Raw genomic sequence first — 22563 nt, 5'->3', positions numbered from 1 at the left:
TCCTCTTGAGTCTTTGGGGCGTCCCCGCTGGTGGGACGTGGTGTGGGTGAAGTGGTGCGGGCGGGGGCGCGGCTAGCGCACCCAGCCCGTCATGCTCTGTCCGACGGTCTGGGTCTTCCCCGTCGTACGCGGCCGCGTGCCACTGCCGACCGCGGCCGAGGCGGCCCGCACCAGCCACGCGTTGACCGACAGGCCCTCGCGGCTCGCGGCCTCCTCGACGCGGGCCTTGAGGGAGGCCGGCAGACGCAGATTGACGCGGGCGGTGCCACCCTCGTCACCTTCGGCGGGAGCGGTGAGCGGTTCGACGGGCGCGGTCGGCTCCGCGGGGGCGCCGCTCTCGGCGGGCGGCAGCGTCAGCACGAAGTCGGGGTTGAGCCCGCGCAGCCGAACCTCGACCGAACCGGGGGCGAGCTCACGGGTGAGCTCGTCCATCGCGGCGGAGAGCACGTCGAGCATGGTCAGACGGGTCACCGACTCCAGGGGAGCGGTGAGCCGGTCGGCCAGCTCGCGGGCATCGTCCCCACCGGCTGCGGCGGCCACCGTGAGTTCACGGCGGAGAGTGTCGACATACGGGGCGAGGTCCATGACCTCATCATGGCACCACAACGGTGTCACATGCAAGCCGGAGTGGCACCCCCTGCCGGGCGGACCTACGGAAAGCCGCCCTGACCTGCGGAAACGCGAGGAGGGCGATGGAGCCCTCGTGGCGCCATGCGCACCCTTTGCGCCCTCAGGAGCATCCCATCGCGCCGGTCGGCACTGGACGGCGCCAGGTGACACCACCCGGCGCCAGGCGGCGCCACTCGGCGCCAGGTGGTGCGAGGTGGCGCCATGTTCCCCGCATGGCTCCGCCCCGGACCCCCACTTGGCCCAGGGCGGAACCCGTATCGCGGCGCAGCCGTACCACTACCGGCTACCGGCTACCGGCTACCGGCTACCGGCTACCGGCTACCGGCTACCGGCTACGCGAAGCGCTGGGCCGTCCCGCCGTCGCACTTCTGCAACCGCAACCGGTCCTTCGCCGACGCCAGCGTCAGGCACAGGTCCTGCGCCGCGGCTGGGCGGAGAGTCCCGGAGACGCGGGTGAACCTCTGGTTCGTACCGCCGTGGCAGTCCCACAGGACCACCGCCGCGCCCGCCGTGTACGTGCCCTCCGGCACGTCCACGCACCGGTCCTGGCTCAGCTCCGTGTGCAGGGAGCCGCGGGCCGGGTCGTACCACCAGCCCTGGTTGCGGCCGCCGTGGCAGTCCCAGCCGCCCACCGCCGTGCCGTTGCGGCTGGACGCCGCCGTCGCGTCCACGCAGCTGCCCGTCGCCTCGTTGCGCAGTGGCCGGTACTTGTCGTCCCAGGCGCCCGCGAAGAGCACGGGCTTGCCGCTGGAGGCGGCATCCGCGCAGCTCGCCTCCCGCAGGCCGGAGTTGTACAGCTGCGTGAGGCAGGAGGCGAAGGCGGCGTGGCCGCGGGCGTTGGGGTGGAAGGACTGGCGGACGGAGTTCTCGTTCGGCGGGAAGGGGTTGGCGACGTCCACGTACAGGCCGCGGGCGAAGGTGTTGTCGCTGCACACCTCGTGCCCGTGGAAGAGCCGGGAGTTGTCGAGGTAGATCGCGCCCGTGTTCCGTGCCGCCTGCCGCATGCCGCGCTCGAAGGCCGGGACGGCGGTGTTGCGGCCCCAGGCGCTGTCGGAGGTGTAGCCGGTGCAGCCGCCCGGCAGCTTGCCGGGGTAGTCCGGGTTGTCCTCGAAGTCGGGGCCGATGGGGCTCGGGTAGCCCATGACGACCAGCTTGTAGTCCCCGTCGGCGTATCCGGCGCCGCGCATCACGGTGCGCAGGTCCCGTACGGTCGCCTCGACCTTGGGCACCAGCGCGTCGACGCGGGCCTGCCAGCCGGGCGCGTACTTGGGTTCGCACGCGCCCTGGAGGGTGAACCAGCGCACCACGCAGTCGGTCATGACCGGGCCGAACTGGAGGTCGTCGTTGGCGCCCGCGACCAGCAGCACCATCTTGATCTTCGTGTTGCGGGCCTTGACGGCGAGGTTGTCGCTCTGCACCAGCTCGTCCGGGTACTGCTTGCCGCCGCCGATCCGGATGTTCCCGGTGTACGCGCCGGAGCAGGCGACGTTGTACGTGACGTCGGCCGGGATGCCGGTGCGGTGGACGGCGGCGTCGGGCGAGCGGTGGCACCAGTTGTCGGGGCCGTTGGTGCCGGGTTCGTAGGTGCCCACGCCCTCGCCGGAGATCTCGCTGTCGCCGAGGGAGACGAGGGACGTCCTGCGCTGGTCGAGGGGGCGCTCGGCCGGGTCTCCGTAAAGCTTCGTCGCCTCCGCGGCGCGGATCTTCTCCAGCTCGGGCGGGAGGGGGGTGGGGGCGGTGGCGGTGGCACGGGGGGCGGGGGTGTCGTCGGCGGCGGCCTGGGGCGCCGCGTAGGCGCCGCCGAAGGCCACCGCGCAGGCCGCGACGGCCACCAGGGTGGAGCGCACGCTGTGTCGTGTCCGATGCATGGTGCTGCCTTCCCGGTATCGGTGTTACCCCGGGTATTTACTGGCAGGTAGCGGTGGTTGGGAATACGTCGGACAAGACAAGTGCTCAGCTTTTTGAGGAGGTCGGTGACGATGACCAAGAACGAGGACGGCGGCAGCCGGTACCGGATCGAGCACGACTCGATGGGCGAGGTGCGGGTGCCCGCCGACGCCAGGTGGCGGGCGCAGACCCAGCGCGCGGTGGAGAACTTCCCCGTCAGCGGGCAGCGTCTGGAGCGGGCGCACATCGAGGCACTGGCCCGGATCAAGGCGGCCGCCGCCGCGGTCAACGCCGAGCTGGGCGTGCTCGACAAGGACGTGGCGGAGGCGGTGCGGGAGGCGGCCGCCGAGGTCGCCGAGGGCCGCTGGGACGACCATTTCCCCGTCGACGTCTTCCAGACCGGCTCCGGCACGTCCTCCAACATGAACGCCAACGAGGTCATCGCCACGCTCGCCACCGAGCGCCTGGGCCGCGAGGTGCATCCCAACGACCATGTGAACGCCAGTCAGTCCTCCAACGACGTCTTCCCGTCCTCCATCCACATCGCCGCCACCGCCGCCGTCACCCGCGACCTGGTCCCGGCCCTGGAGCACCTGGCCGAGGCGCTGGAGCGCAAGGCCGCCGAGTTCGCGGACGTGGTGAAGTCGGGCCGTACGCACCTGATGGACGCCACGCCGGTGACGCTCGGTCAGGAATTCGGCGGATACGCGGCCCAGGTGCGGTACGGGGTGGAGCGGCTGCGGGCGGCGCTGCCCCGGCTCGCCGAGCTCCCGCTGGGCGGCACCGCCGTCGGCACCGGCATCAACACCCCGCCGGGCTTCTCCGCCGCGGTGATCGCCGAGGTCGCCCGCGCCACCGGGCTGCCGCTCACCGAGGCCCGCGACCACTTCGAGGCGCAGGGCGCCCGCGACGGGCTGGTGGAGACCTCGGGCCAGCTGCGCACCATCGCGGTCGGACTGACGAAGATCTGCAACGATCTGCGCTGGATGGCCTCGGGCCCGCGCACCGGGCTGGCCGAGATCGCCCTCCCCGACCTCCAGCCCGGCTCGTCGATCATGCCGGGCAAGGTCAACCCGGTGATCCCGGAGGCGGTGCTGATGGTCGCCGCGCAGGTGGTCGGGAACGACGCCACGGTCGCCTGGGCCGGCGCCTCCGGCAACTTCGAGCTCAACGTGATGCTGCCGGTGCTGGCCAAGAACGTGCTGGAGTCGGTCAGGCTGCTGGCGAACGCCGCGCGGCTGCTCGCCGACCGTACGGTGGACGGGATCACGGCCGACGCCGAGCGCGCCCGGGAGTACGCCGAGTCCTCGCCGTCGGTCGTCACCCCGCTCAACCGCTACATCGGGTACGAGGAGGCGGCGAAGGTCGCCAAGAAGTCCCTGGCCGAGCGGAAGACCATCCGCCAGGTGGTTCTCGAGTCGGGTTACGTCGACCGCGGCCTGCTCACGCGGGAGCAACTGGACGAGGCGCTGGACGTGCTGCGGATGACCCACCCGTAACCGCAGCGGATGACCCGCCCGTAACCGCAGCGCATGACCCGCCCGTAACCGCTGTGCATGACCCGCCCGTAGCCGCTGTGCATGACCCGCCCGTAGCCCGGGAGATCCCCGTAGCCCTGGAGATACCCGTAACCTCCCGGATACCCGGATCTGCGGTTTGCGTCACGGCGCGGCGAGGTGGGCGCACCTAAGATCTGCGCATGACAGCGGACACGGTGGAGACGACGGACACGGCGGGCGGCGGCGGCAGATCCTGGGCGCCGGGGGAGCACATCCTGTGGCGCTACCGCGGCAACGCCACCGACCGGATCCACATCTGCCGTCCGGTCACCGTCGTCCAGGACACCGCCGATCTGCTCGCCGTGTGGCTGGCGCCCGGCACTCCCTGTGTGAAACCGCAGCTCGCCGACGGTACGTGGGTGCACCGCGAGCCGCTGTCCACCCGCTACACCAAGCCGCGCACCACCGTGCCGTGCCGCTGGCTGGGCACCGGCGTGCTCAAGCTGGCCCGGCCCGGCGAGCCGTGGTCGGTCTGGCTGTTCTGGGAGCCGGGCTGGCGCTTCAAGAACTGGTACGTGAACCTTGAGGAGCCGCGCCTGCGCTGGAGCGGGGGCATCGACTCGGAGGACCACTTCCTGGACATCGCGGTCTACCCGGACCGCGGCTGGGAATGGAAGGACGAGGACGAGTTCGCGGCCGCGCAGCGGGCGGGCCTGATGGCCCCGGAGCAGGCGGAGCGGGTCCGGGCCGCGGGCCGGGCCGCCGTCGACCTGATCGACTCCTGGGGGAGGCCGTTCCGGGAGGGCTGGGAGGACTGGCGGCCGGACCCGCGCTGGTCCGTTCCGTCGCTTCCCGCCGACTGGGATCGCACGCCGGCGCACATGAGGTCGTGAACGGGGGCATGAACCTCTTGCTGCGCCCCTGTGTTTCAAACGTAGGATCGTCATCCAGAAGGCTGCGCAGACAGGAAAAGAGACATCAGGCACAACTCACGGGCGTTGCGGATCATTTGACGCACGGTCACAGGAGGGGCTCAGTCGTGAGTGGTGACGGCGACTATGACGACGACGGCGGCGGCTCCGCCTCCGGCGACGGCCGGGCGTACACGGGGTACGAGGGGTACGACGGCTACGGGCGGCTCGCGCTGGACCGAGCCGGTCAGGCGGAGGCGTTCGACGCCATCGGCGACCGCTACGACGAGGCTTTCCCGCACAAGGAGGGCCAGGTCGCGGTCGGCCGCTGGCTGGCCGAGTCCCTCGCGCCCGGCTCCCGGGTGCTCGATGTCGGCTGCGGCACCGGGCTGCCCACGGTCCGTCAGCTCACGGACGCCGGCCACGAGGTCGTCGGGATCGACATCTCCCCCGGCATGCTGACGCTGGCCCGGGAGAACAACCCGGGCGCCGCCTTCCACCGGGCGGACCTGGCCGATCTGCGCCCCGGTGGCGGGTACGGCCCCGGCGGGGCGCACGACCTCGGGCGCTTCGACGGAATCGCCGCGTTCTTCTCGCTGCTGATGCTGCCTCGGGCGGAGATTCCGCACGCGCTGCGGACACTGCACGGGCTGCTGAGACCTGAGGGGCTGTTGGGACTCGCGATGGTGGAAGCCGACGTGGACGACTTCGCGATCCCGTTCCTGGGCAACACGATCCGGGTATCCGGTTACCTGCGGGACGAACTGCGGCAGGTCGTCGGTGACGCGGGCTTCGAGGTGACCGGGGAGGAATCGCACGCGTACGCCCCGGCGAGTACGGACGTACCGCCGGAGATCCAGCTCTTCCTGCATTGCCGACGACGTGCCTGACACAGCGTGCGCCCGAGCGAGAAGGGCGCACAGCCCCGGACGGATGGAAACCCACGCGTGACGGAGCACTCGACTCCCCCGAATGAACGGCAGGCCGCCGCACCTGCCGCGACCTCGCGCGCCTCGGACAGCCCGAGTGCCGCGAGGTACGACGAAGCGCACGGCGCGGTCCCGGACCCGCGCGGTGCGCTGCAGCGGCCTGCCCGGGCCCCCACGAGGCCACGCCTCGCCCCGGCCCGGCCGCGCCGGCGGCGCCCGCACCGGCGGCGCCCGCGTCGGCGAGCCCGGCGCCGGTGCCGGCACCGTCGCCGGCACCCCGGCGGGAGCACAGCACCCCGCAGGGCGAGCGGGACTGGGCCCCGGAGGGCCCCGCGGCGGGTGGCGAACGGACGCGGGCCCCGGAGCGCGGTGCCTCGGGCGACGAGCGGCCCCGGACCCGTAGGCGCGCCGCCGCGGGCGATGAGCGGATGCGGGCTTCCGAGCGTGCCGCCGCGGGCGATGAGCGCATGGGGCGCCCTGAAACCGTTGCCACGGGCATCGAGCAGGCGTGGACCCGTGAGCGTGCCGCCGCAGGTGACGACCGGATGCGCCGCCCTGAACCTGCCGCCGCGGGCGACGAGCCTGCGCGGGCCCCGGAACGCGCCCCTGTGGCCGGAGGTCCGCGGCGGGACGCCGCCGCGCGGGACGGGCGTGCGGCGCGGGACGAGCGTGCCGCACGAGACGGGCGTGCGGCGCCGGACGGGCGTGCGGCGCCGGACGGGCGTGCGGCGTGGGACAACCAGGCGACGTGGGGCGACCGGGCGACGTGGGGCGACGGCGCGGCAGCGGGCGACGACGCCGACGAGCGATACCCGGCGTCCGGCGCCAGGACCGGCGCGACGCCGAGCGGACACCCGGACGAGACCGGCGGCGGCAGCCGCGGCACGGCGGGTGGTACGGACCGGCGCGGCCACGCCACCCGTGCGCCCCGGCCGGGGGGCCTGCCAGCCGCAGCCGGAGGAGGCACGGACCGCGAGGCCGCCGCACGGGCGGCGGGACAGGGGCACGGCGAGATGACCGACGACACCGGGGACGCGGAGACCGCGGAGGACCCCACCCGCCGCCGCGGCGGCGACGGTCCGGCCGACCGGGCACCGCGCCCGCCCGACGACGCCCCGAGCCGACGCCGGACGCCCCCGGGGACGCCCCGGCCCGCAGCGGCGGCTCCCGCCGCGCCCGTCGGGTCCCGCGCCCGGGTGAGGCGGGCGACGACGCCGTCGGCGGTGCCGCCGACGAGCACGGCGAGGCCGCTCCTCGTACCACTGGCGGCGCCGCCCGTACCCCCCGCGGCCGAGGGGCGCGGGCAGCCACCGGCGCGCGCGGGAACGCCCAGGGCCAAGGCGCCCGGATGCCGGACGCCGCCGCGGGGCCGTCCGGCCCCAGCGGGCGCGACGCCGAGGCAGCCGCCGCCATCACCGGCGCGAAGGGCACGCCGGACGCCGCCGGGGAACACGGCGCAGGGGCAGGCGCGCCCGACGGTCACCACGCCGGAGGCCACGGCGGGGCGGCCGACCACACCTCTGAGGAACGGCGCGCCGGGGCCGTCAGTCCCCGTACGGGTGACGAGAGCGGTGCCGCACGCCGCCCGGGTGGCACCGTCTGCGAGGCGTGCGGCGGGGCCCGCGCCGCGGGTGGGGCAGGCCCCCGCCCCGAAGGACACGACGGACGCGAAGGACGGAGCAGGCCCGAGGGCGACGAAGGGCTCCACGGCCGCGAGGAGCACGGAGCGCACGCGGATACCGCCACGCATGGCGACCCGCGCGCCGGAGCCGACACGGCCCCCGGCCAGCCCGAGGGTTCACCGACCATGCCACCGCCCGGCGGCGGCGGAATGCCGACCCCGCGCTCCGGAGCCGACACGGCCCCCGGCGGGCCCGACAGCTCGCGCACCGTACCGCCGTCCGGCGGCGGGATGCCCGCCCAGCGCGGGACAACGCCCGGTGGCCCCGACGATGCGAGCACGAGCACCATGCCCCTGGCCCAAGACGGCGGCGTGCCCGCCCCGCGCGGCACGGCCCCCGGCCGGCCCCACGGTTCACCGGCCGCGCCGCCGCCGGGCGGCGGCGCGGTGCCCGTCCCGCGTGACCGGGGCGGGGACCGGCTGCGGTTCGTCGGAGCCGCGACCCGCCGGATCGCGCGCGGGATCGACCTCGACGAGATCGTGCTCGGCCTGTGCCGGGCCACCGTGCCCACGTTCGCCGACGCGATCCTCGTCTATCTGCGCGACCCGCTGCCCGTCGGCGACGAGCGGCCGGTCGGCCCCGTCGTGCTGCGGCTGCGGCGTACCGACCGGATCCCCGAAGAGCCGGACACCGACGGGGTGCGGCTGCCGCTGCTGCCCGCGCAGCCGGACCTGTCGCCGGTGATGGCGGGCGGGCCCGCCAACGAGCTGTGCGAGGTGGAGCCGGGCGGGCCGCTGGCGGAGGTGCTGCGCGGGGTGCGGCCGGTGTTCGGGGACTCCCCCGCCGCCCGGGACGCCCTGCCGGAGCTGCTGGGCGACGGCCGGACCGTGGCGACCGGGCAGCGGACCGTCCTGGCGCCGCTGCGCGGGCGCCGGCGCGTCATCGGCGCCGCCATCTTCGTACGGCGCCCGGACCGCCCGCCCTTCGAGCCGGACGACCTGCTGGTCGCCGCGCAGCTCGCCACCCACACCGCGCTCGGCGTGGACAAGGCGGTGCTGTACGGCCGCGAGGTGTACATCGCCGACGAGTTGCAGCGCACCATGCTGCCGGACTCACTGCCGCAGCCCACCGGGGTGCGGCTGGCCAGCCGCTACCTGCCCGCCGCCGAGACGGCGCGCGTCGGCGGCGACTGGTACGACGCGATCCCGCTGCCCGGCAACCGGGTCGCCCTGGTGGTCGGCGACGTCATGGGGCACTCGATGACGTCGGCCGCGATCATGGGGCAGCTCCGTACCACCGCGCAGACCCTGGCCGGGCTCGACCTGCCGCCGCAGGAGGTGCTGCACCACCTGGACGAGCAGGCGCAGCGGCTGGGCACCGACCGGATGGCGACCTGCCTGTACGCCGTCTACGACCCGGTGGCCCATCGCATCGTCGTGGCCAACGCCGGCCATCCGCCGCCGGTACTGCTGCACCGCGGCGGCCGCGCCGAGGTGCTGCGGGTGCCGCCGGGCGCGCCGATCGGCGTCGGCGGGGTGGACTTCGAGGCGGTGGAGCTGGACGCCCCGGCGGGCGCGACGCTGCTGCTGTACACCGACGGCCTGGTGGAGTCCCGGATGCGGGACGTGTGGACCGGGATCGAGCAGCTGCGGGAGCGGCTGACGGCGACCGCCCGGCTCACCGGCCCCAACCCGCCGCCGCTGGAGCCGCTGTGCGACGAGGTGCTGGACATGCTCGGCCCCGGTGACCGGGACGACGACGTGGCGCTGCTGGCGGCCCGGTTCGAGGGGATCGCGCCGAGCGACGTCGCGTACTGGTATCTGGACCCGAAGGCGCAGACGGCCGGCCAGGCGCGGCGGCTGGCCCGCCGGGCACTGGACCGCTGGGGCCTGAGCGAGCTCACGGACTCGGTGGAGCTGCTGGTCAGCGAGGTGGTGACGAACGCGGTGCGGTACGCGGAGCGGCCGATCACGCTGCGGCTGCTGCGGACGGACGTGCTGCGCTGCGAGGTGGGGGACGACGTCCCGCAGCTGCCCCGGCTGCGCCAGGCCCGGCCGTCCGACGAGGGCGGGCGCGGGCTGTACCTGGTCAACCGGCTGGCGCGGCGGTGGGGTGCGACCCGGCTGAGCACGGGGAAGGTGGTGTGGTTCGAGTTGGGGATGCCCTCGGTGTCGTGAGGTTGCCGCGGTGTTCTCAGGCGCCGGTTGAGGTTGCCGCGCGGGCAGGGGCGGAGTTCACTCATTGTTGGACAAAACGAACTCCATCCCACCGCCCGGGAGGCGCTCGCCATGGCCGACTCCGTATCGGACGTCCCCTACACCACCAACAACGCCGGAATCCCGGTCGAGAGCGATGAGCACTCGCTCACCATCGGCCCCAACGGTCCCATCCTTCTCCAGGACCACTACCTGATCGAGAAGATGGCCCAGTTCAACCGGGAACGGGTCCCCGAGCGCGTGGTGCACGCCAAGGGCGGTGGCGCGTACGGCTTCTTCGAGGTGACCAACGACGTCAGCCAGTTCACCAAGGCCGATCTCTTCCAGCTCGGCAGGCGCACCGAGATGCTGGCCCGCTTCTCCACCGTGGCGGGCGAGCAGGGCAGTCCGGACACCTGGCGGGACCCGCGCGGCTTCGCGCTGAAGTTCTACACCGACTACGGCAACTACGACCTGGTCGGCAACAACACCCCCGTCTTCTTCGTGCGCGACCCGCAGAAGTTCCAGGACTTCATCCGCTCGCAGAAGCGCCACCCGGCCACCGGGCTGCGCGACAACGACATGCAGTGGGACTTCTGGACCCTCTCGCCGGAGTCCGCGCACATGGTCACCTGGCTGATGGGCGACCGCGGCATCCCGAAGACCTGGCGCACTATGAACGGCTACGGCTCGCACACGTACCTGTGGGTCAACGGCGGCGGCGAGCGGTTCTGGATCAAGTACCACATCAAGACCGACCAGGGCATCGACTTCCTCCCCCAGGAGGAGGCGGACCGGCTGGCGGGCGAGGACGCCGACAGGCACCGGCGCGACCTGTACGAGGCCATCGCCTCCGGCAACGCCCCCTCGTGGACGATGTACGTGCAGGTCATGCCGTTCGAGGACGCCCCGGACTACCGCTTCAACCCGTTCGACCTGACCAAGGTGTGGCCGCACGGCGACTACCCGCTGATCGAGGTCGGGCGGATGACGCTGAACAGGAACCCGGACGATTTCTTCGTCCACATCGAGCAGGCCGCGTTCGAGCCGTCGAACCTGGTGCCGGGCATCGGCCCGTCCCCCGACAAGATGCTGCTCGGCCGGCTGTTCTCGTACCCCGACACCCACCGGTACCGGATCGGCCCCAACTACGCGCAGCTGCCGCCGAACCGGCCGCACTCCCCGGTGCGGTCGTACAGCAAGGACGGCGCGATGCGCTACGAGCCGGCCCGCACCGGCGCGGTGTACGCCCCGAACTCCCACGGCGGCCCCGCGGCCGACACCGCCCGCTTCGGCGACCCGGCGGGCTGGCAGGCGGCCGGCGAGATGGTGCGCGAGGCGTACCGGCTGCACCGCGAGGACGACGACTGGGGCCAGCCGGGCACGATGGTCCGCCACGTGCTGGACGACGCGGCGCGGACCCGGCTGGTGGGGAACGTCTCCGGGCACCTGCTCCAGGGCGTGAGCCGCGCCGTCCTGGACCGCGCGATCCAGTACTGGCGCAACATCGACAAGGAGACCGGCGACCGCATCGCCGAACGCGTGAACGGCGGCTGAGCGCGGCGGGAGGGCCGGGGTAGCTTCCCCTGGCCCTCCCGCTACGGTCTTTTCCCCCGGCCCCGCCCGCTACGGTCTCTTCCCCCGGCCCCGCCCGCTACTGGCCGCCGAAGCGGTCCTGCAGGCCGTCGTCCGGGTCCGGCGACCACGTCGGGCTCGGCGGTCGCGTCGGGGTGGTCGGCGTCGGCGACGGGCTGCCGGTCGGCGTCGGCGTCGGGGTCGGCGACGGGCTGCCGCTCGGCGTCGGGGTCGGGCTCGGCGACTGGCTGGTCGGGCTCGGGCTCGGCGTCGGCGAGTGGGACTCCCGCGTACGGGTCGGCGTCGGCTTCGGCGGCGGGGCGACCGCCGCGCCCATGTCCGTGTCCAGGTCGAACTTCGACGTGGCGTCACCGCTCAGCGCCGCGTTCATGTACGCGGCCCATATCTCGGCCGGGTAGTCGCCGCCGTTGAGGCGGCCACCGCCACCGGTGCCGCTCAGCGAGACCTGCTTGCCCTTGTCGCCCTCGCCGAACAGGCCGACCGCGGTGACCAGATCCGGGGTGTAGCCCACGAACCAGGCCGACTTGTTGTCGTCGGAGGTGCCGGTCTTGCCCGCGACGTCCTGGCCGGTCTGCCGCACGGCCCGGCCGGTGCCGTCGTCGACCACGCCCGTCAGCACGGAGGTGACCGAGTCGGCCGCCTCGCGGCTGATCACCTCGTCGCCGATCGGGTCCGGCAGGTCGGCGCGCTCACTGTCGCCCTTCTCCGCCGACTTCACCAGCCGGGGGGTGACCTTCTCTCCGTGGTTGTCGAGGGTGGCGTACACCCCGGCCATGTCCAGCGGGCTGGCGCCCATCACGCCCAGCGACATCGAGGGGTGCTCGCCGAAGCCGCCCGCGTCCGCGTTCATGCCCAGGTCGACGGCGGTCTTCTTGACCTTGTCCAGCCCGACGTCCACGGCCATCTGCGCGAAGACGGAGTTGACCGAGTTGTTCATCGCCTCCTGGACGGTGATGGGCCCGTAGCTCTTCTGGTCCTCGTTGGGCGGCGCGTAGGCGGTCGTGCTGCCGACCACGGGCCGCTTGTTGGTGCCGTCGTAGATGCTGTTCGCCCGGATCGAGGCGCCGTCCTGCGTGGTGGACTCGTTCTGCAGGGCGGCCGCCAGGATCAGCGGCTTGAAGGTGGAGGCGGGCTGGTAGTCCGCGCGGGTCGCGTTGTTCCGGTAGTGCTCGGGCCAGCCCGCGCCGCCGTACATCGCGACGACCGCGCCGGTCTTGGGGTCCACCGAGGCGGCGCCCGCCTGCGCGTGCTTGTCCACCTTGCGGGCCTTGGGGTCCAGGTCGTCGGTCAGCTTCTGCTTGACCGCCGTCTCCAGGGCCTTCTGCCGATCCTTGTCGATGTTGAGCTTGATGGTCCAGCCGCCCGCCTCCAGCTCCCGCTCGGAGACGGCCCCGGAGCTGACCAGCTCCTTCTTGGCGGCCTCGACCAGATAGCCGGCCTGGCCCGCCACGCCGGGGGTCGCCTTCGGCTCCTTCGGGACGGGGAAGCGCATGTCCTTGCGCTCGTCCGCGCTCAGCCATTCCTTCTCGACCATGTTGTCCAGCACGTAGTTCCAGCGCGCCTTGACCAGCCGCTTGCCGTTGGGGCCCGCGTTCTGCCAGTCGTAGCTGCTGGGGGCCTGGAGCAGCGCCGCGAGGTAGGCGCCCTGCTTGACGGACAGCTTCTCGACGTCGACGCCGTAGTACGCGCGGGCCGCCGCCTGGATGCCGAACGCGCCGCGGCCGTAGTAGCTGGTGTTGACGTACCCCTCGAGGATCTCGTCCTTGGACATCTTCTTGTCCACCTTGAGCGAGATCACCAGCTCCCTCAGCTTCCGGGAGACCGTCTGCTCCTGGCTGAGGTAGTAGTTCTTGACGTACTGCTGGGTGATGGTGGAGCCGCCCTGCTTGCCCTTGCCGAGCAGGGTGTTGAGGATGCCGCGGGCGGTGCCGGAGACCGAGACGCCGGAGTCGGTGTAGAAGTCCTTGTTCTCGGCCGCGACGAACGTGTGCTGGACGGCCTTGGGGATCTTCGACAGCGGCACGTTCTCCCGGTTGACGTCGCCGGTGCGGGCCAGGACGGTGCCGTCGCTGTAGGTGTAGATGTTGCTCTGCGCCTCGGCCTGCTTGTTGGGGTTGGGCACTTCCACCATCAGGTACAGCGCGATGAAGGCGCCGATGATCAGGACGCACACCGACAGGAAGTAGGCGAGCAGCTTCTTCCAGGTGAAGAACCGGCGTATGCCGGCCTTCTTGCTCTTCGCCGCTCTCTTGGCGACGCGTGCGCTCTTCTTCCGCGCTCGCCGCTCGTCCGCTCGGCCCATCGCTCCTGTCGCTCCAGTCTCGTCATCCCCCAAGCCAGCTCATGAAGCTAACCCGCAAGTCCTGGCAAATAGCTACGGATCAAGGCTTTTCCGGACGTGACAATCCACACCCCGCTCCATGGGAACTGACGTACGGGGGCCGCGGGAGGTTGTGCCACGGGTTAAAGTGATATCACTTTGCTAGTTCAGCAGACCGACCCAACGGGGGACCCCATGCCTGACATCGACGCTTCGCAGGAATCGCACGGAACGCAGGAACCGCCGGTGCAGGAGCGGCCCGCGGCCAGCACGAGCGGCGGCCTCGCCCTGCTGGCCGGCCTGCTCGGCCTGGCCGCCGGCGTCCTGGCCATCGTCGTGGCCGCGTCCACGTCCCTCGCCGGAGCGGTGGACGCGGCACTCATCACCGCCGGGGTCGTGGCGATCCTCACCGCCTTCACCCTGATGTGCGGACTGAACACCCTCGCGCCCGGCGAGGCCAAGGTCGTCCAGCTCTTCGGCCGCTACCGGGGCACGCTCCGCACCGAGGGCCTGCGCTGGGTCAACCCGTTCACCAGCCGCGAGGACATATCGCTGCGCGTCCGCACCCACGAGACCGAGGTCCTGAAGGTCAACGACGCCTACGGCAACCCGGTCGAGCTGGCCGCCGTGGTGGTGTGGGAGGTCGCGGACACCGCCAAGGCCATGTTCGCGGTGGACGACTTCGTGGAGTTCGTCGGCACCCAGACCGAGGCGGCCGTCCGGCACATCGCCATCGCGTACCCGTACGACGCCCACGAGGAGGACGGACTGTCGCTGCGCGGCGACGCCGAAGAGATCACCGTCAAGCTCGTCGCCGAGCTCCAGGAGCGGGTCGCCGCCACCGGTGTACGCATCATCGAGTCGCGCTTCACCCACCTCGCGTACGCTCCGGAGATCGCCTCGGCGATGCTCCAGCGGCAGCAGGCGGGCGCGGTCGTCGCGGCCCGCCGGGAGATCGTGGAGGGCGCGGTCGGCATGGTCGAGCAGGCGCTCGCCCGGATCGCCGAAGACGGGATCGTCGAGCTGGACGAGGAGCGTAAGGCGGCCATGGTCAGCAATCTGATGGTGGTGCTGTGCGGCGACCGGGCTCCGCAGCCGGTCATCAACGCGGGCACCCTCTACCAGTGACGGACAGCCCATGACGGACGAGCGCCCCCGGGCCCGGCAGCGGCAGCGCAAGCAGGTGCTGTTACGCCTCGACCCCGCCGTACACGACGCGCTCACGCGCTGGGCGGACGACGAGCTGCGCAGCGCCAACGCGCAGATCGAGTTCCTGCTGCGCCGGGCGCTCGCGGAGGCGGGCCGACTGCCGGGGAACGCGGGCCCGATGCCGCGCCGGGGCCGTCCGCCGCGCGCCCCGACGGACGAGCCCCCCGCCCCGGCGGACGAACCCCCCGGCGAGCAGCCATCGCCCGAGCACCGCTCCACCGGGCCGCCTTCCGCCGAGTCCACCGAGTTCACCGAGTGAGCAGCCCGGCCCTCCCGCCGCACCGGCGGGAGGGCCTTCATCCTGCCTCCCCCAGCCGCCTGACCTGCGTAAACGATCTATCCCCTCCGTCTATACACATGACGTATACGCGTGGTGTAGAGTCCCCGCATGTCAATCGGCCACACCCTGCTCGGGCTGCTGGAAGCGGGCCCGCGCCACGGATACGACCTCAAGCGGGCGTTCGACGAGCGCTTCGGGCACGACCGCCCCCTGCACTACGGACAGGTCTACTCGACCATGTCCCGGCTGCTGAAGAACGGCCTCGTCGAGGTCGACGGCATCGAGCACGGTGGTGGACCCGAGCGCAAGCGCTACGCCATCACCGACGCCGGGATCACGGACGTCGAACGGTGGCTCATGCAGCCCGAGAGTCCTGAGCCCTACCTCCAGTCCACCCTCTACACCAAGGTCGTGCTGGCCCTGCTCACCGGCCGCGACGCCGCCGACCTGCTCGACGTACAGCGCGCCACGCATCTGCGGCTGATGCGCGACCTCACCCAGCGCAAGCGGTCCGGCGACCTCGCCGACCAGCTCATATGCGACCACGCGCTGTTCCATCTGGAGGCGGACCTGCGCTGGCTGGAGCTGACCGCGGCCCGCCTCGACCAGCTCGCGAAGGAAGTGCGCGCATGACCCCCGACGGATCCCTCCTGACCGCCGCGGGACTGCACAAGTCCTACGGCCCCACGCCCGCCCTCGACGGCGCGGACTTCTCCATCCACGCGGGCGAGGTCGTCGCCGTCATGGGCCCCTCCGGCTCCGGCAAGTCCACGCTGCTGCACTGCCTGGCCGGCATCGTCCGGCCCGACGCGGGCAGCGTCCGCTACGGCGGCCGTGAGCTGTCGACGATGTCCGACGCCGAGCGCAGCGCGCTGCGCCGCGGCGAGTTCGGCTTCGTCTTCCAGTTCGGCCAGCTCGTGCCGGAGCTCACCTGCCGGGAGAACGTCGCCCTGCCGCTGCGGCTGACCGGCCTCAAGCGGAAGGAGGCCGAGGCCCGCGCGGCCGCGTGGCTGGAGCGCCTGGAGGTCGACGGCGTCGCGGACAAGCGGCCCGGCGAGGTCTCCGGCGGCCAGGGTCAGCGGGTCGCCGTCGCCCGCTCGCTGGTCACCGGCCCGCGGGTGCTGTTCGCCGACGAGCCCACCGGGGCGCTGGACTCCCTCAACGGCGAGCGGGTGATGCAGCTGCTCACCGACGCGGCCCGCGACACGCAGGCCGCCGTCGTCCTCGTCACCCACGAGCCCCGGGTGGCCGCGTACTCCGACCGCGAGGTCGTCGTACGGGACGGCAAGGCGCGGGACATGGCGGGCGTCGGATGACCCGCACCGACCCCGGCCCGGTGGCCGCCCCCGCCCGGTCCGACGGCCAGGACGGCCGGATCGGCGCCGCCCGCTGGGCCGCCGACCTCGCCATGGGCGCCCGGTTCGCGGTGACCGGCGGCCGGGAGGGCTGGGCCAGGACGATCCTGACCGCGGTCGGCGTCGGACTCGGCGTCGCCCTGCTGCTGATCGCGACGTCCGTGCCGAACATGCTCTCCGCGCGCGACTCCCGCGGCGACGGCCGCGCCGCCATCCCGCCGGGGGACGTCAAGCGCGGCACCGGCACCTTGTTGGTCCACCCTGTCGGCACGTCCTTCCACGGCACCGAGATATCAGGCATGCGGATATGGCCCGAGGGCGACGAGGCTCCCGCCCCGCCGGGCCTGTCCGCCCTGCCGCGCCCCGGTGAGATGGTGGTCTCACCGGCCCTCAAGGAACTGCTCGACTCCGACGGCGCGCGCCTGCTGCGGGAGCGGTTCCAGGACCGGGTGGTCGGGACCATCGGCGACCAGGGCCTGGCGGGCCCGCAGGAGCTGTGGTTCTACGCGGGCGGCGAGCCCGGCGACAAACCCGGCGCCGGAAGCCGGATCGACCACTGGGGCATGGACCTCATGTCCGAGGAGCTCGACCCGGGCCTGGTCCTCCTCATCGTCATCGGCTGCGTGGTGCTGCTGCTGCCGGTGGCCATCTTCATCGCCACCGCCGTGCGCTTCGGCGGCGAACGCCGGGACCGGCGGCTCGCCGCGCTGCGCCTGGTGGGCGCCGACGGCCACATGACGCGCCGGATCGCCGCCGGTGAGGCGCTGTTCGGCGCGCTGCTCGGCCTCGCGGTCGGCGGCGCCCTGTTCCTCGGCCTACGGCAGCTCGCCGGCGAGGTCTCGCTATGGGACGTCAGCGTCTTCCCCTCCGACATCACGCCGTCGGGGCCGCTCGCCGCGCTGATCGCGCTGGCCGTCCCGACCACCGCCGTGGTCATCACCCTGTTCGCGATGCGCGGCGTCGTCATCGAACCGCTCGGAGTCGTACGGCACACCCGCCCCCGCAGGCGCCGGCTGTGGTGGCGGCTGGTCCTGCCGATCGGCGGCCTGGCACTGCTGCTGCCGATGACCGGCGGCGGCTTCGGCGCGAGCACCGACATGGAGAACTACCAGGTCGCCGCCGGTGCGGTGCTGCTGCTCGCCGGCACCACCGCGCTGCTGCCCTGGCTGGTCGAGGCGGCCGTCGAGCGCTTCCGCGGCGGTCCGGTCCCCTGGCAGCTCGCCACCCGGCGTCTCCAGCTCAGCAGCGGCACGGCCGCGCGGGCGGTCAGCGGCATCACCGTGGCCGTCGCGGGAGCCATCGCGCTGCAGATGCTGTTCTCCAGCGTGCAGGCCGAGAACACCGAGGACACCGGGCAGGACCCGGCCCGCGCCCAGTTCCAGTCCGCCACCACCGTGCACGACGCCGAACGCGCCCAGCAGGTGATCGAGAGGTTCCGCGCGACCAAGGGGGTCCGCGACGTCATCGGAGTCGTCGAGTCGTACGTCTCCGACCCCACCAGCAAGGCCAAGGTCGCCTACGACGTCCCGAGCGAGAACCTCACGGTCGGCGACTGCCCCACGCTGCGCGAGATCGCCCAGGTGCGCGACTGCAAGGACGGCGACGTCTTCCTCACCGACGAGTCCGACGCCCCGGAGGACGAGCGGTCCTTCGCCGTCCCCGGCGCCCGGGTCAACCTCCTCAGCGAGGGCGGAGACGGACCCCGAGCGGCAAGCGGAAGCTGTGGACCATCCCCGAATCCGCCCGCGTGGTGGGCCTCAGGCACGACCCGGCGGGCCTGATGCGCAACGGCATCCTGGCCACGCCGGGCGCCGTCAAGGTCTCCGAGCTCGACGACCCGTACGTGACCACGATGCTGGAGCTCGACCCGGACACCAAGGACGCGGTCGAGTACGCGCGCAACACCGATGCCGCCGTGGACGGGAAGATGGACGGGTACGCGATCGTCGGCACGGCGGAGAACCGCGAGTTCTCCGTGATCCGCAACGGTCTGTTCATCGGCGCGACGGCGACGCTGCTCCTGATCGGTGCCAGCATGATCGTGTCCACCCTCGAGCAACTGCGGGAGCGCAAGCGCCTGCTGTCCGTCCTGGTGGCCTTCGGCACGCGGCGCTCCACGCTCAGCTGGTCCGTGCTGTGGCAGACGGCGGTACCGGTCGTCATCGGCCTGGCGGTCTCGGTGGCGGGCGGGCTCGCGCTCGGCGCCATCCTGCTCAAGATGGTCGAGAGGCCGGTGACCGTGGACTGGTCGAGCCTGGCCACGATGACGGGCTTCGGCGCCGGGGTCATCGCCCTGGTGACGCTGGTGAGCCTGCCGCCGCTGTGGCGCATGATGCGCCCGGACGGCCTCCGCACGGAGTGAGTCGCTCCCCGGCCCCGCCCCTTCGTCAGGCGGGGCCGGCGGAAGACCACCGGAGACGGGCTGCTAGCAGGCGAAGCGCACCGGCAGCGGCTTCAGCGCCCCCCGCAGCGCGTCGGCGAACGCCCGGAACTCCTCCGCCCGCGCCGCCCCCGTCCGCATCGCCAGGCCGATCCGCCGCGACGGCGCCGGATGGCTGAAGTACCCCGTGGTGAGCTCCGCGCTGCGGCCCGTCTCGACAGGCACCGCCGTACGCGGCAGCAGCGTCACCCCGAGCCCGCCGGCGACCAGCTGGACCAGGGTGGACAGCCCGGCCGCGCTGGTGGTGCCGCGGGCGCCCTCCGTACGGCCCACCTCCCGGCAGATGTCCAGCGCCTGGTCGCGCAGGCAGTGCCCCTCGTCCAGCAGCAGCAGATCCAGCGTCTTGAGCGCGTCGCGCGGTATGTCGCCGCGCCCGCCCAGCCAGTGGTCCTTGGGCATGACCAGCACGAAGTCCTCGTCGAAGAGCGGGAGTTCGGTGACGCCCGGCGCACCCAGCGGCATCGCGAGGAGCAGCAGGTCCAGCCGCCCCTGGGCGAGGCCGTCCAGCAGTTGGGAGGTCTGCTCCTCGTGCACCTGGAGGTCGAGGTCGGGATAGCTGTCGTGCACCAGCCGCAGCACGGTGGGCAGCAGATACGGGGCGACGGTGGGGATGACGCCGAGCCGCAGCACGCCGGTGAAGGGGGCGCGCGCCGCCTCGGCCTGCTCCATGAAGTCGCCCACGGCCTCCAGGACCGTGCGCGCCCGGGCCGCCAGCCGCTCCCCCGCCGCACTGAGCAGCACCTTGCGCGTCGTACGCTCCAGTAGCTGCACCCCGAGCGCGTCCTCCAGCGCGGAGACGGCTCCGGAGAGCGCGGGCTGGCTCATGCCGATCGCGGCGGCCGCGTCGCGGAAGTGCAGGTGCTCGGCGACGGCGACGAACGCCCGCAACTGGGACAGGCTGGGCATCCGCGGTTTCCCCGCGGCTCCCCCGGCTCCATGATTCTGAGCCACTGATAACCACCTCCGATCAACATCACCAAGTCTAGCTATTTCACTGATCAATGGCTCCTGTGGCAGGGTGGTCGACGTCCAACCCCACCGGAAAGTCCGCAAGAGGGACTTTCTACGCTGCTAGGAGACCGCGTGCTCACTGTCGGTGACAAGTTCCCCGAGTACGACCTGACCGCCTGCGTCAGCCTCGACGCGGACAACGCGTTCGCGCAGATCGACCAGAAGACCTACGAGGGCAAGTGGCGCGTGGTCTTCTTCTGGCCGAAGGACTTCACCTTCGTGTGCCCCACCGAGATCGCCGCCTTCGGCAAGCTGAACGACGAGTTCGCCGACCGCGACGCCCAGATCCTCGGCGTCTCCGGCGACTCGGAGTTCGTCCACCACGCCTGGCGCAAGGACCACGCCGACCTGCGTGACCTGCCCTTCCCGATGCTGGCCGACGCCAAGCACGAGCTGATGCAGGCCTGCGGCGTCGAGGGCGAGGACGGCTACGCGCAGCGCGCCGTCTTCATCGTGGACCCGAACAACGAGATCCAGTTCGCCATGGTGACCGCCGGTTCCGTGGGCCGTAACCCCAAGGAGGTCCTGCGGGTCCTCGACGCCCTGCAGACCGACGAGCTGTGCCCGTGCAACTGGAGCAAGGGCGAGGACACCCTCGACCCGGTCAAGCTGCTGGCCGGTGAGTGAGCATGGCTCTCGATGAGCTGAAGTCCGCGCTGCCGGACTACGCCAAGGACCTGAAGCTGAACCTCGGTTCGGTGATCGGAAACGCCGAGAACACAGGGCTCCTTACGCAGCAGCAGCTGTGGGGCACGGTGCTGGCCTGCGCCATCGCCACCCGCTCGCCGCGCGTGCTGCGCGAGCTGGAGCCCGAGGCCAAGGCCAACCTCAAGCCCGAGGCGTACACCGCGGCCAAGGCCGCCGCCGCCATCATGGCGATGAACAACGTCTACTACCGGACCCGGCACCTGCTGTCGGACCCGGAGTACGGCAACCTGCGCGCGGGCCTGCGGATGAACGTCATCGGCAACCCGGGCGTGGAGAAGGTCGACTTCGAGCTGTGGTCGCTCGCGGTCTCCGCGATCAACGGCTGCGGCCTGTGCCTGGACTCGCACGAGCAGGTGCTGCGCAAGGCCGACGTGAGCCGCGAGACGGTCCAGGAAGCGTTCAAGATCGCCGCGGTACTGCAGGCGGTCGGCGCGACCCTGGACGCCGAGGCCGTCCTGGCCGAGTAGTACCGGCGGTCGCCCCGTACGCTCCGTACGGACCGAGGGCCCCGCGAGGCATTGCGCCTCGCGGGGCCCTTGTCGTTGCTGTGCGGCGCGCGCGTCAGCCCTGCGGGACGTCCGGGGACGGGGCCGGGGCCGGTGCGGACGGTTCCGCCACGGAGGGCTCCGGCACGGATGGTTCCGGCACGGCCGGGCCGGGCACGGAGGGGCCGGGCACGGCTTCCATCGCCGGCGCCCCCTGCTGCGCCGGTACGGCGTTCATCGCCGCTTCCCTGGTGTACGCGCGCAGGTAGCCGACCACCGTGTTGGTGACCGCGACCAGCGGGACGGCCACCACCGCGCCGCCGATGCCGCCGATCAGCGAGCCCGCCGCGACGGAGAGCACGACCGCCAGCGGATGCACGCTCACCGCGCGGCCCAGGATGAAGGGCTGGAGGATGTGGCCCTCGATCTGCTGGACGGCGAGCACCACGATGAGCACCATCGCCGCGGTGAAGACATCCTGGGTGACCAGCGCGACGACCACCGCCAGCGCACCGGAGATCACGGCGCCGACGAGCGGGATGAAGGCGAACAGGAAGATGAAGACGGCCAGCGGGACCGCCATCGGCACGTCGAGGAAGTAGATGCCGACGCCGATGAAGGTGGCGTCGATGAGCGCCACTATCACCGTGCCCCGCACATAGGCGGTCAGCGTGGCCCAGGCGCGCGGGCCCGCGCCCGCGACGCCCTCGCGGGCCGCGGCGGGGACCAGCTTGAGCGTCCAGTTCCAGATCTTCGGCCCGTCGTACAGCAGGAACAGCGTGCTGAACATCGCCAGCAGGATGCCCGTCATCACCTCGACGATGACGGTGACGCCCTCCAGGCCCGCGGTGGTGATCTCCTCGGTGTTGGCGCCGATCGCCTCGCGCAGGTTCTTGGCGATCTCGTTGATCTGCTTGTCGGTCACGTGGAACGGGCTGTTGAGCAGCCAGAGGCGCAGCTCGTCGATGCCGTCCTGGACCTGTTTGGACAGGTCGTCGATGTTCTCCATGACCTGCCAGACCACGAACCAGCAGACCAGTCCCATGACGACGAAGCCGGAGACGAAGACGATGGCGGTGGCCACGCCGCGCGGTACGCCGAGGTGGCGCAGCCGGGTGACGGAGGGCTCCAGCAGCGCCGTGATGAGCAGGGCGATGGTGAAGGAGAGCACGACCAGCTCGACCGAGCTGATGACGCGCATCAGGACGTAGACGGTGCCCGCCAGCACCAGCAGCCGCCAGCCGGCTTCGGCGGCGACCCTTATCCCCCAGGGCACGGAGGAGACCGGGTCGGGCTTGGCGGCGACGGCCGGGGCGTAGCCGGACGGCACCGGGACCTGCGCGGGCGGGCGGCGGTCCGGCGAGTCGTCCGTAGGGGCCGTCGCCGGACCGGCGGCGGCCGCGGACACGGTGGCCGCGGGAACAGCGGAAGGCATAGCGGTCGCGGGCACGGCGGAGGGTACGGCGGTCGCGGGCACGGCGGCGGT

At 72.5% G+C, this 22563-nt stretch carries 18 protein-coding genes; 13 read left to right on the top strand and 5 right to left on the bottom strand.

The genetic code is table 11. The annotated features are described in order from the left end of the window. Positions 1-72: 72 nt before the first annotated feature. Complete coding sequence (locus tag Q3Y56_RS22640; protein WP_304463678.1) at positions 73-585, bottom strand: toxin-antitoxin system HicB family antitoxin; 513 nt, start codon at positions 583-585, stop codon at positions 73-75. 377 nt (positions 586-962) lie between these two features. Continuing rightward, positions 963-2498 carry a ricin-type beta-trefoil lectin domain protein gene (locus Q3Y56_RS22635; RefSeq protein WP_304463677.1) on the bottom strand — a complete coding sequence of 512 codons (1536 nt, stop codon included), beginning with the start codon at positions 2496-2498 and terminating at the stop codon, positions 963-965. A gap of 111 nt (positions 2499-2609) precedes the next feature. On the opposite strand from Q3Y56_RS22635, the gene Q3Y56_RS22630 reads away from it, so the two are divergent. The 5 genes from Q3Y56_RS22630 (at position 2610) to Q3Y56_RS22610 (ending at position 11230) form a co-directional block, all read left to right on the top strand. Further along, on the top strand, positions 2610-4016 hold the full coding sequence (locus tag Q3Y56_RS22630; protein WP_304463676.1) for an aspartate ammonia-lyase: 1407 nt from the start codon (positions 2610-2612) through the stop codon (positions 4014-4016). Positions 4017-4216: 200 nt separating this feature from the next. Then, a complete protein-coding gene (locus tag Q3Y56_RS22625) occupies positions 4217-4909 on the top strand; it encodes a DUF402 domain-containing protein (protein WP_304463675.1) in 693 nt (230 codons plus the stop codon). Positions 4910-5160: 251 nt separating this feature from the next. Beyond that, positions 5161-5817, top strand: a complete 657-nt coding sequence (locus Q3Y56_RS22620) for a class I SAM-dependent methyltransferase (RefSeq protein WP_304465742.1) — start codon at positions 5161-5163, stop codon at positions 5815-5817. Positions 5818-7204: 1387 nt separating this feature from the next. Next, positions 7205-9655 (top strand): SpoIIE family protein phosphatase, encoded by a 2451-nt coding sequence (locus Q3Y56_RS22615; protein WP_304463674.1) that lies wholly within the window; start codon positions 7205-7207, stop codon positions 9653-9655. Positions 9656-9766: 111 nt separating this feature from the next. Continuing rightward, on the top strand, positions 9767-11230 hold the full coding sequence (locus Q3Y56_RS22610; protein WP_304463673.1) for a catalase: 1464 nt from the start codon (positions 9767-9769) through the stop codon (positions 11228-11230). A gap of 97 nt (positions 11231-11327) precedes the next feature. On the opposite strand, the gene Q3Y56_RS22605 is transcribed toward Q3Y56_RS22610, so the two are convergent. Next, on the bottom strand, positions 11328-13571 hold the full coding sequence (locus Q3Y56_RS22605) for a transglycosylase domain-containing protein (protein ID WP_304463672.1): 2244 nt from the start codon (positions 13569-13571) through the stop codon (positions 11328-11330). Positions 13572-13784: 213 nt separating this feature from the next. On the opposite strand from Q3Y56_RS22605, the gene Q3Y56_RS22600 reads away from it, so the two are divergent. The 6 genes from Q3Y56_RS22600 to Q3Y56_RS33565 all read left to right on the top strand — a co-directional run bounded on the left by Q3Y56_RS22600 (position 13785) and on the right by Q3Y56_RS33565 (position 18795). Then, complete coding sequence (locus tag Q3Y56_RS22600) at positions 13785-14717, top strand: SPFH domain-containing protein (RefSeq protein ID WP_304463671.1); 933 nt, start codon at positions 13785-13787, stop codon at positions 14715-14717. A gap of 10 nt (positions 14718-14727) precedes the next feature. Continuing rightward, entirely contained in the window at positions 14728-15057 is a 330-nt protein-coding gene (locus Q3Y56_RS22595; RefSeq protein ID WP_304463670.1) for a hypothetical protein, read from the top strand. 129 nt (positions 15058-15186) lie between these two features. Then, positions 15187-15711: a PadR family transcriptional regulator gene (locus tag Q3Y56_RS22590; protein WP_304463669.1), complete on the top strand. Its 525-nt coding sequence runs from the start codon at positions 15187-15189 to the stop codon at positions 15709-15711. Then, entirely contained in the window at positions 15708-16394 is a 687-nt protein-coding gene (locus Q3Y56_RS22585) for an ABC transporter ATP-binding protein (RefSeq protein ID WP_304463668.1), read from the top strand. The genes Q3Y56_RS22590 and Q3Y56_RS22585 overlap by 4 nt, the downstream gene beginning before the upstream one ends. Next, positions 16391-18214, top strand: a complete 1824-nt coding sequence (locus Q3Y56_RS22580) for an FtsX-like permease family protein (RefSeq protein ID WP_369696780.1) — start codon at positions 16391-16393, stop codon at positions 18212-18214. Before Q3Y56_RS22585 ends, Q3Y56_RS22580 begins: the two co-directional genes overlap by 4 nt. Then, positions 18181-18795, top strand: a complete 615-nt coding sequence (locus tag Q3Y56_RS33565; protein ID WP_369696779.1) for an FtsX-like permease family protein — start codon at positions 18181-18183, stop codon at positions 18793-18795. The genes Q3Y56_RS22580 and Q3Y56_RS33565 overlap by 34 nt, the downstream gene beginning before the upstream one ends. Positions 18796-18858: 63 nt before the next feature. Here the strand turns inward: Q3Y56_RS33565 and Q3Y56_RS22575 are convergent, their stop codons facing one another. Then, positions 18859-19779: a LysR substrate-binding domain-containing protein gene (locus tag Q3Y56_RS22575; protein ID WP_304463667.1), complete on the bottom strand. Its 921-nt coding sequence runs from the start codon at positions 19777-19779 to the stop codon at positions 18859-18861. A 177-nt stretch (positions 19780-19956) separates the two neighbouring features. Here Q3Y56_RS22575 and Q3Y56_RS22570 point away from each other — a divergent pair, with 177 nt between their 5' ends. Continuing rightward, positions 19957-20511 (top strand): peroxiredoxin, encoded by a 555-nt coding sequence (locus tag Q3Y56_RS22570; RefSeq protein WP_304463666.1) that lies wholly within the window; start codon positions 19957-19959, stop codon positions 20509-20511. Between the two features lie 2 nt (positions 20512-20513). Continuing rightward, on the top strand, positions 20514-21059 hold the full coding sequence (locus Q3Y56_RS22565; RefSeq protein WP_304463665.1) for an alkyl hydroperoxide reductase: 546 nt from the start codon (positions 20514-20516) through the stop codon (positions 21057-21059). Between the two features lie 94 nt (positions 21060-21153). Here Q3Y56_RS22565 and Q3Y56_RS22560 read toward each other — a convergent pair whose 3' ends face one another. Beyond that, positions 21154-22512 (bottom strand): AI-2E family transporter, encoded by a 1359-nt coding sequence (locus tag Q3Y56_RS22560; RefSeq protein ID WP_304465741.1) that lies wholly within the window; start codon positions 22510-22512, stop codon positions 21154-21156. Between the last annotated feature and the right edge of the window lie 51 nt (positions 22513-22563).

This window comes from Streptomyces sp. XD-27 (genome assembly GCF_030553055.1).
Taxonomy (GTDB): domain Bacteria; phylum Actinomycetota; class Actinomycetes; order Streptomycetales; family Streptomycetaceae; genus Streptomyces.
This window is presented reverse-complemented; position numbering and strand designations above follow the sequence as displayed.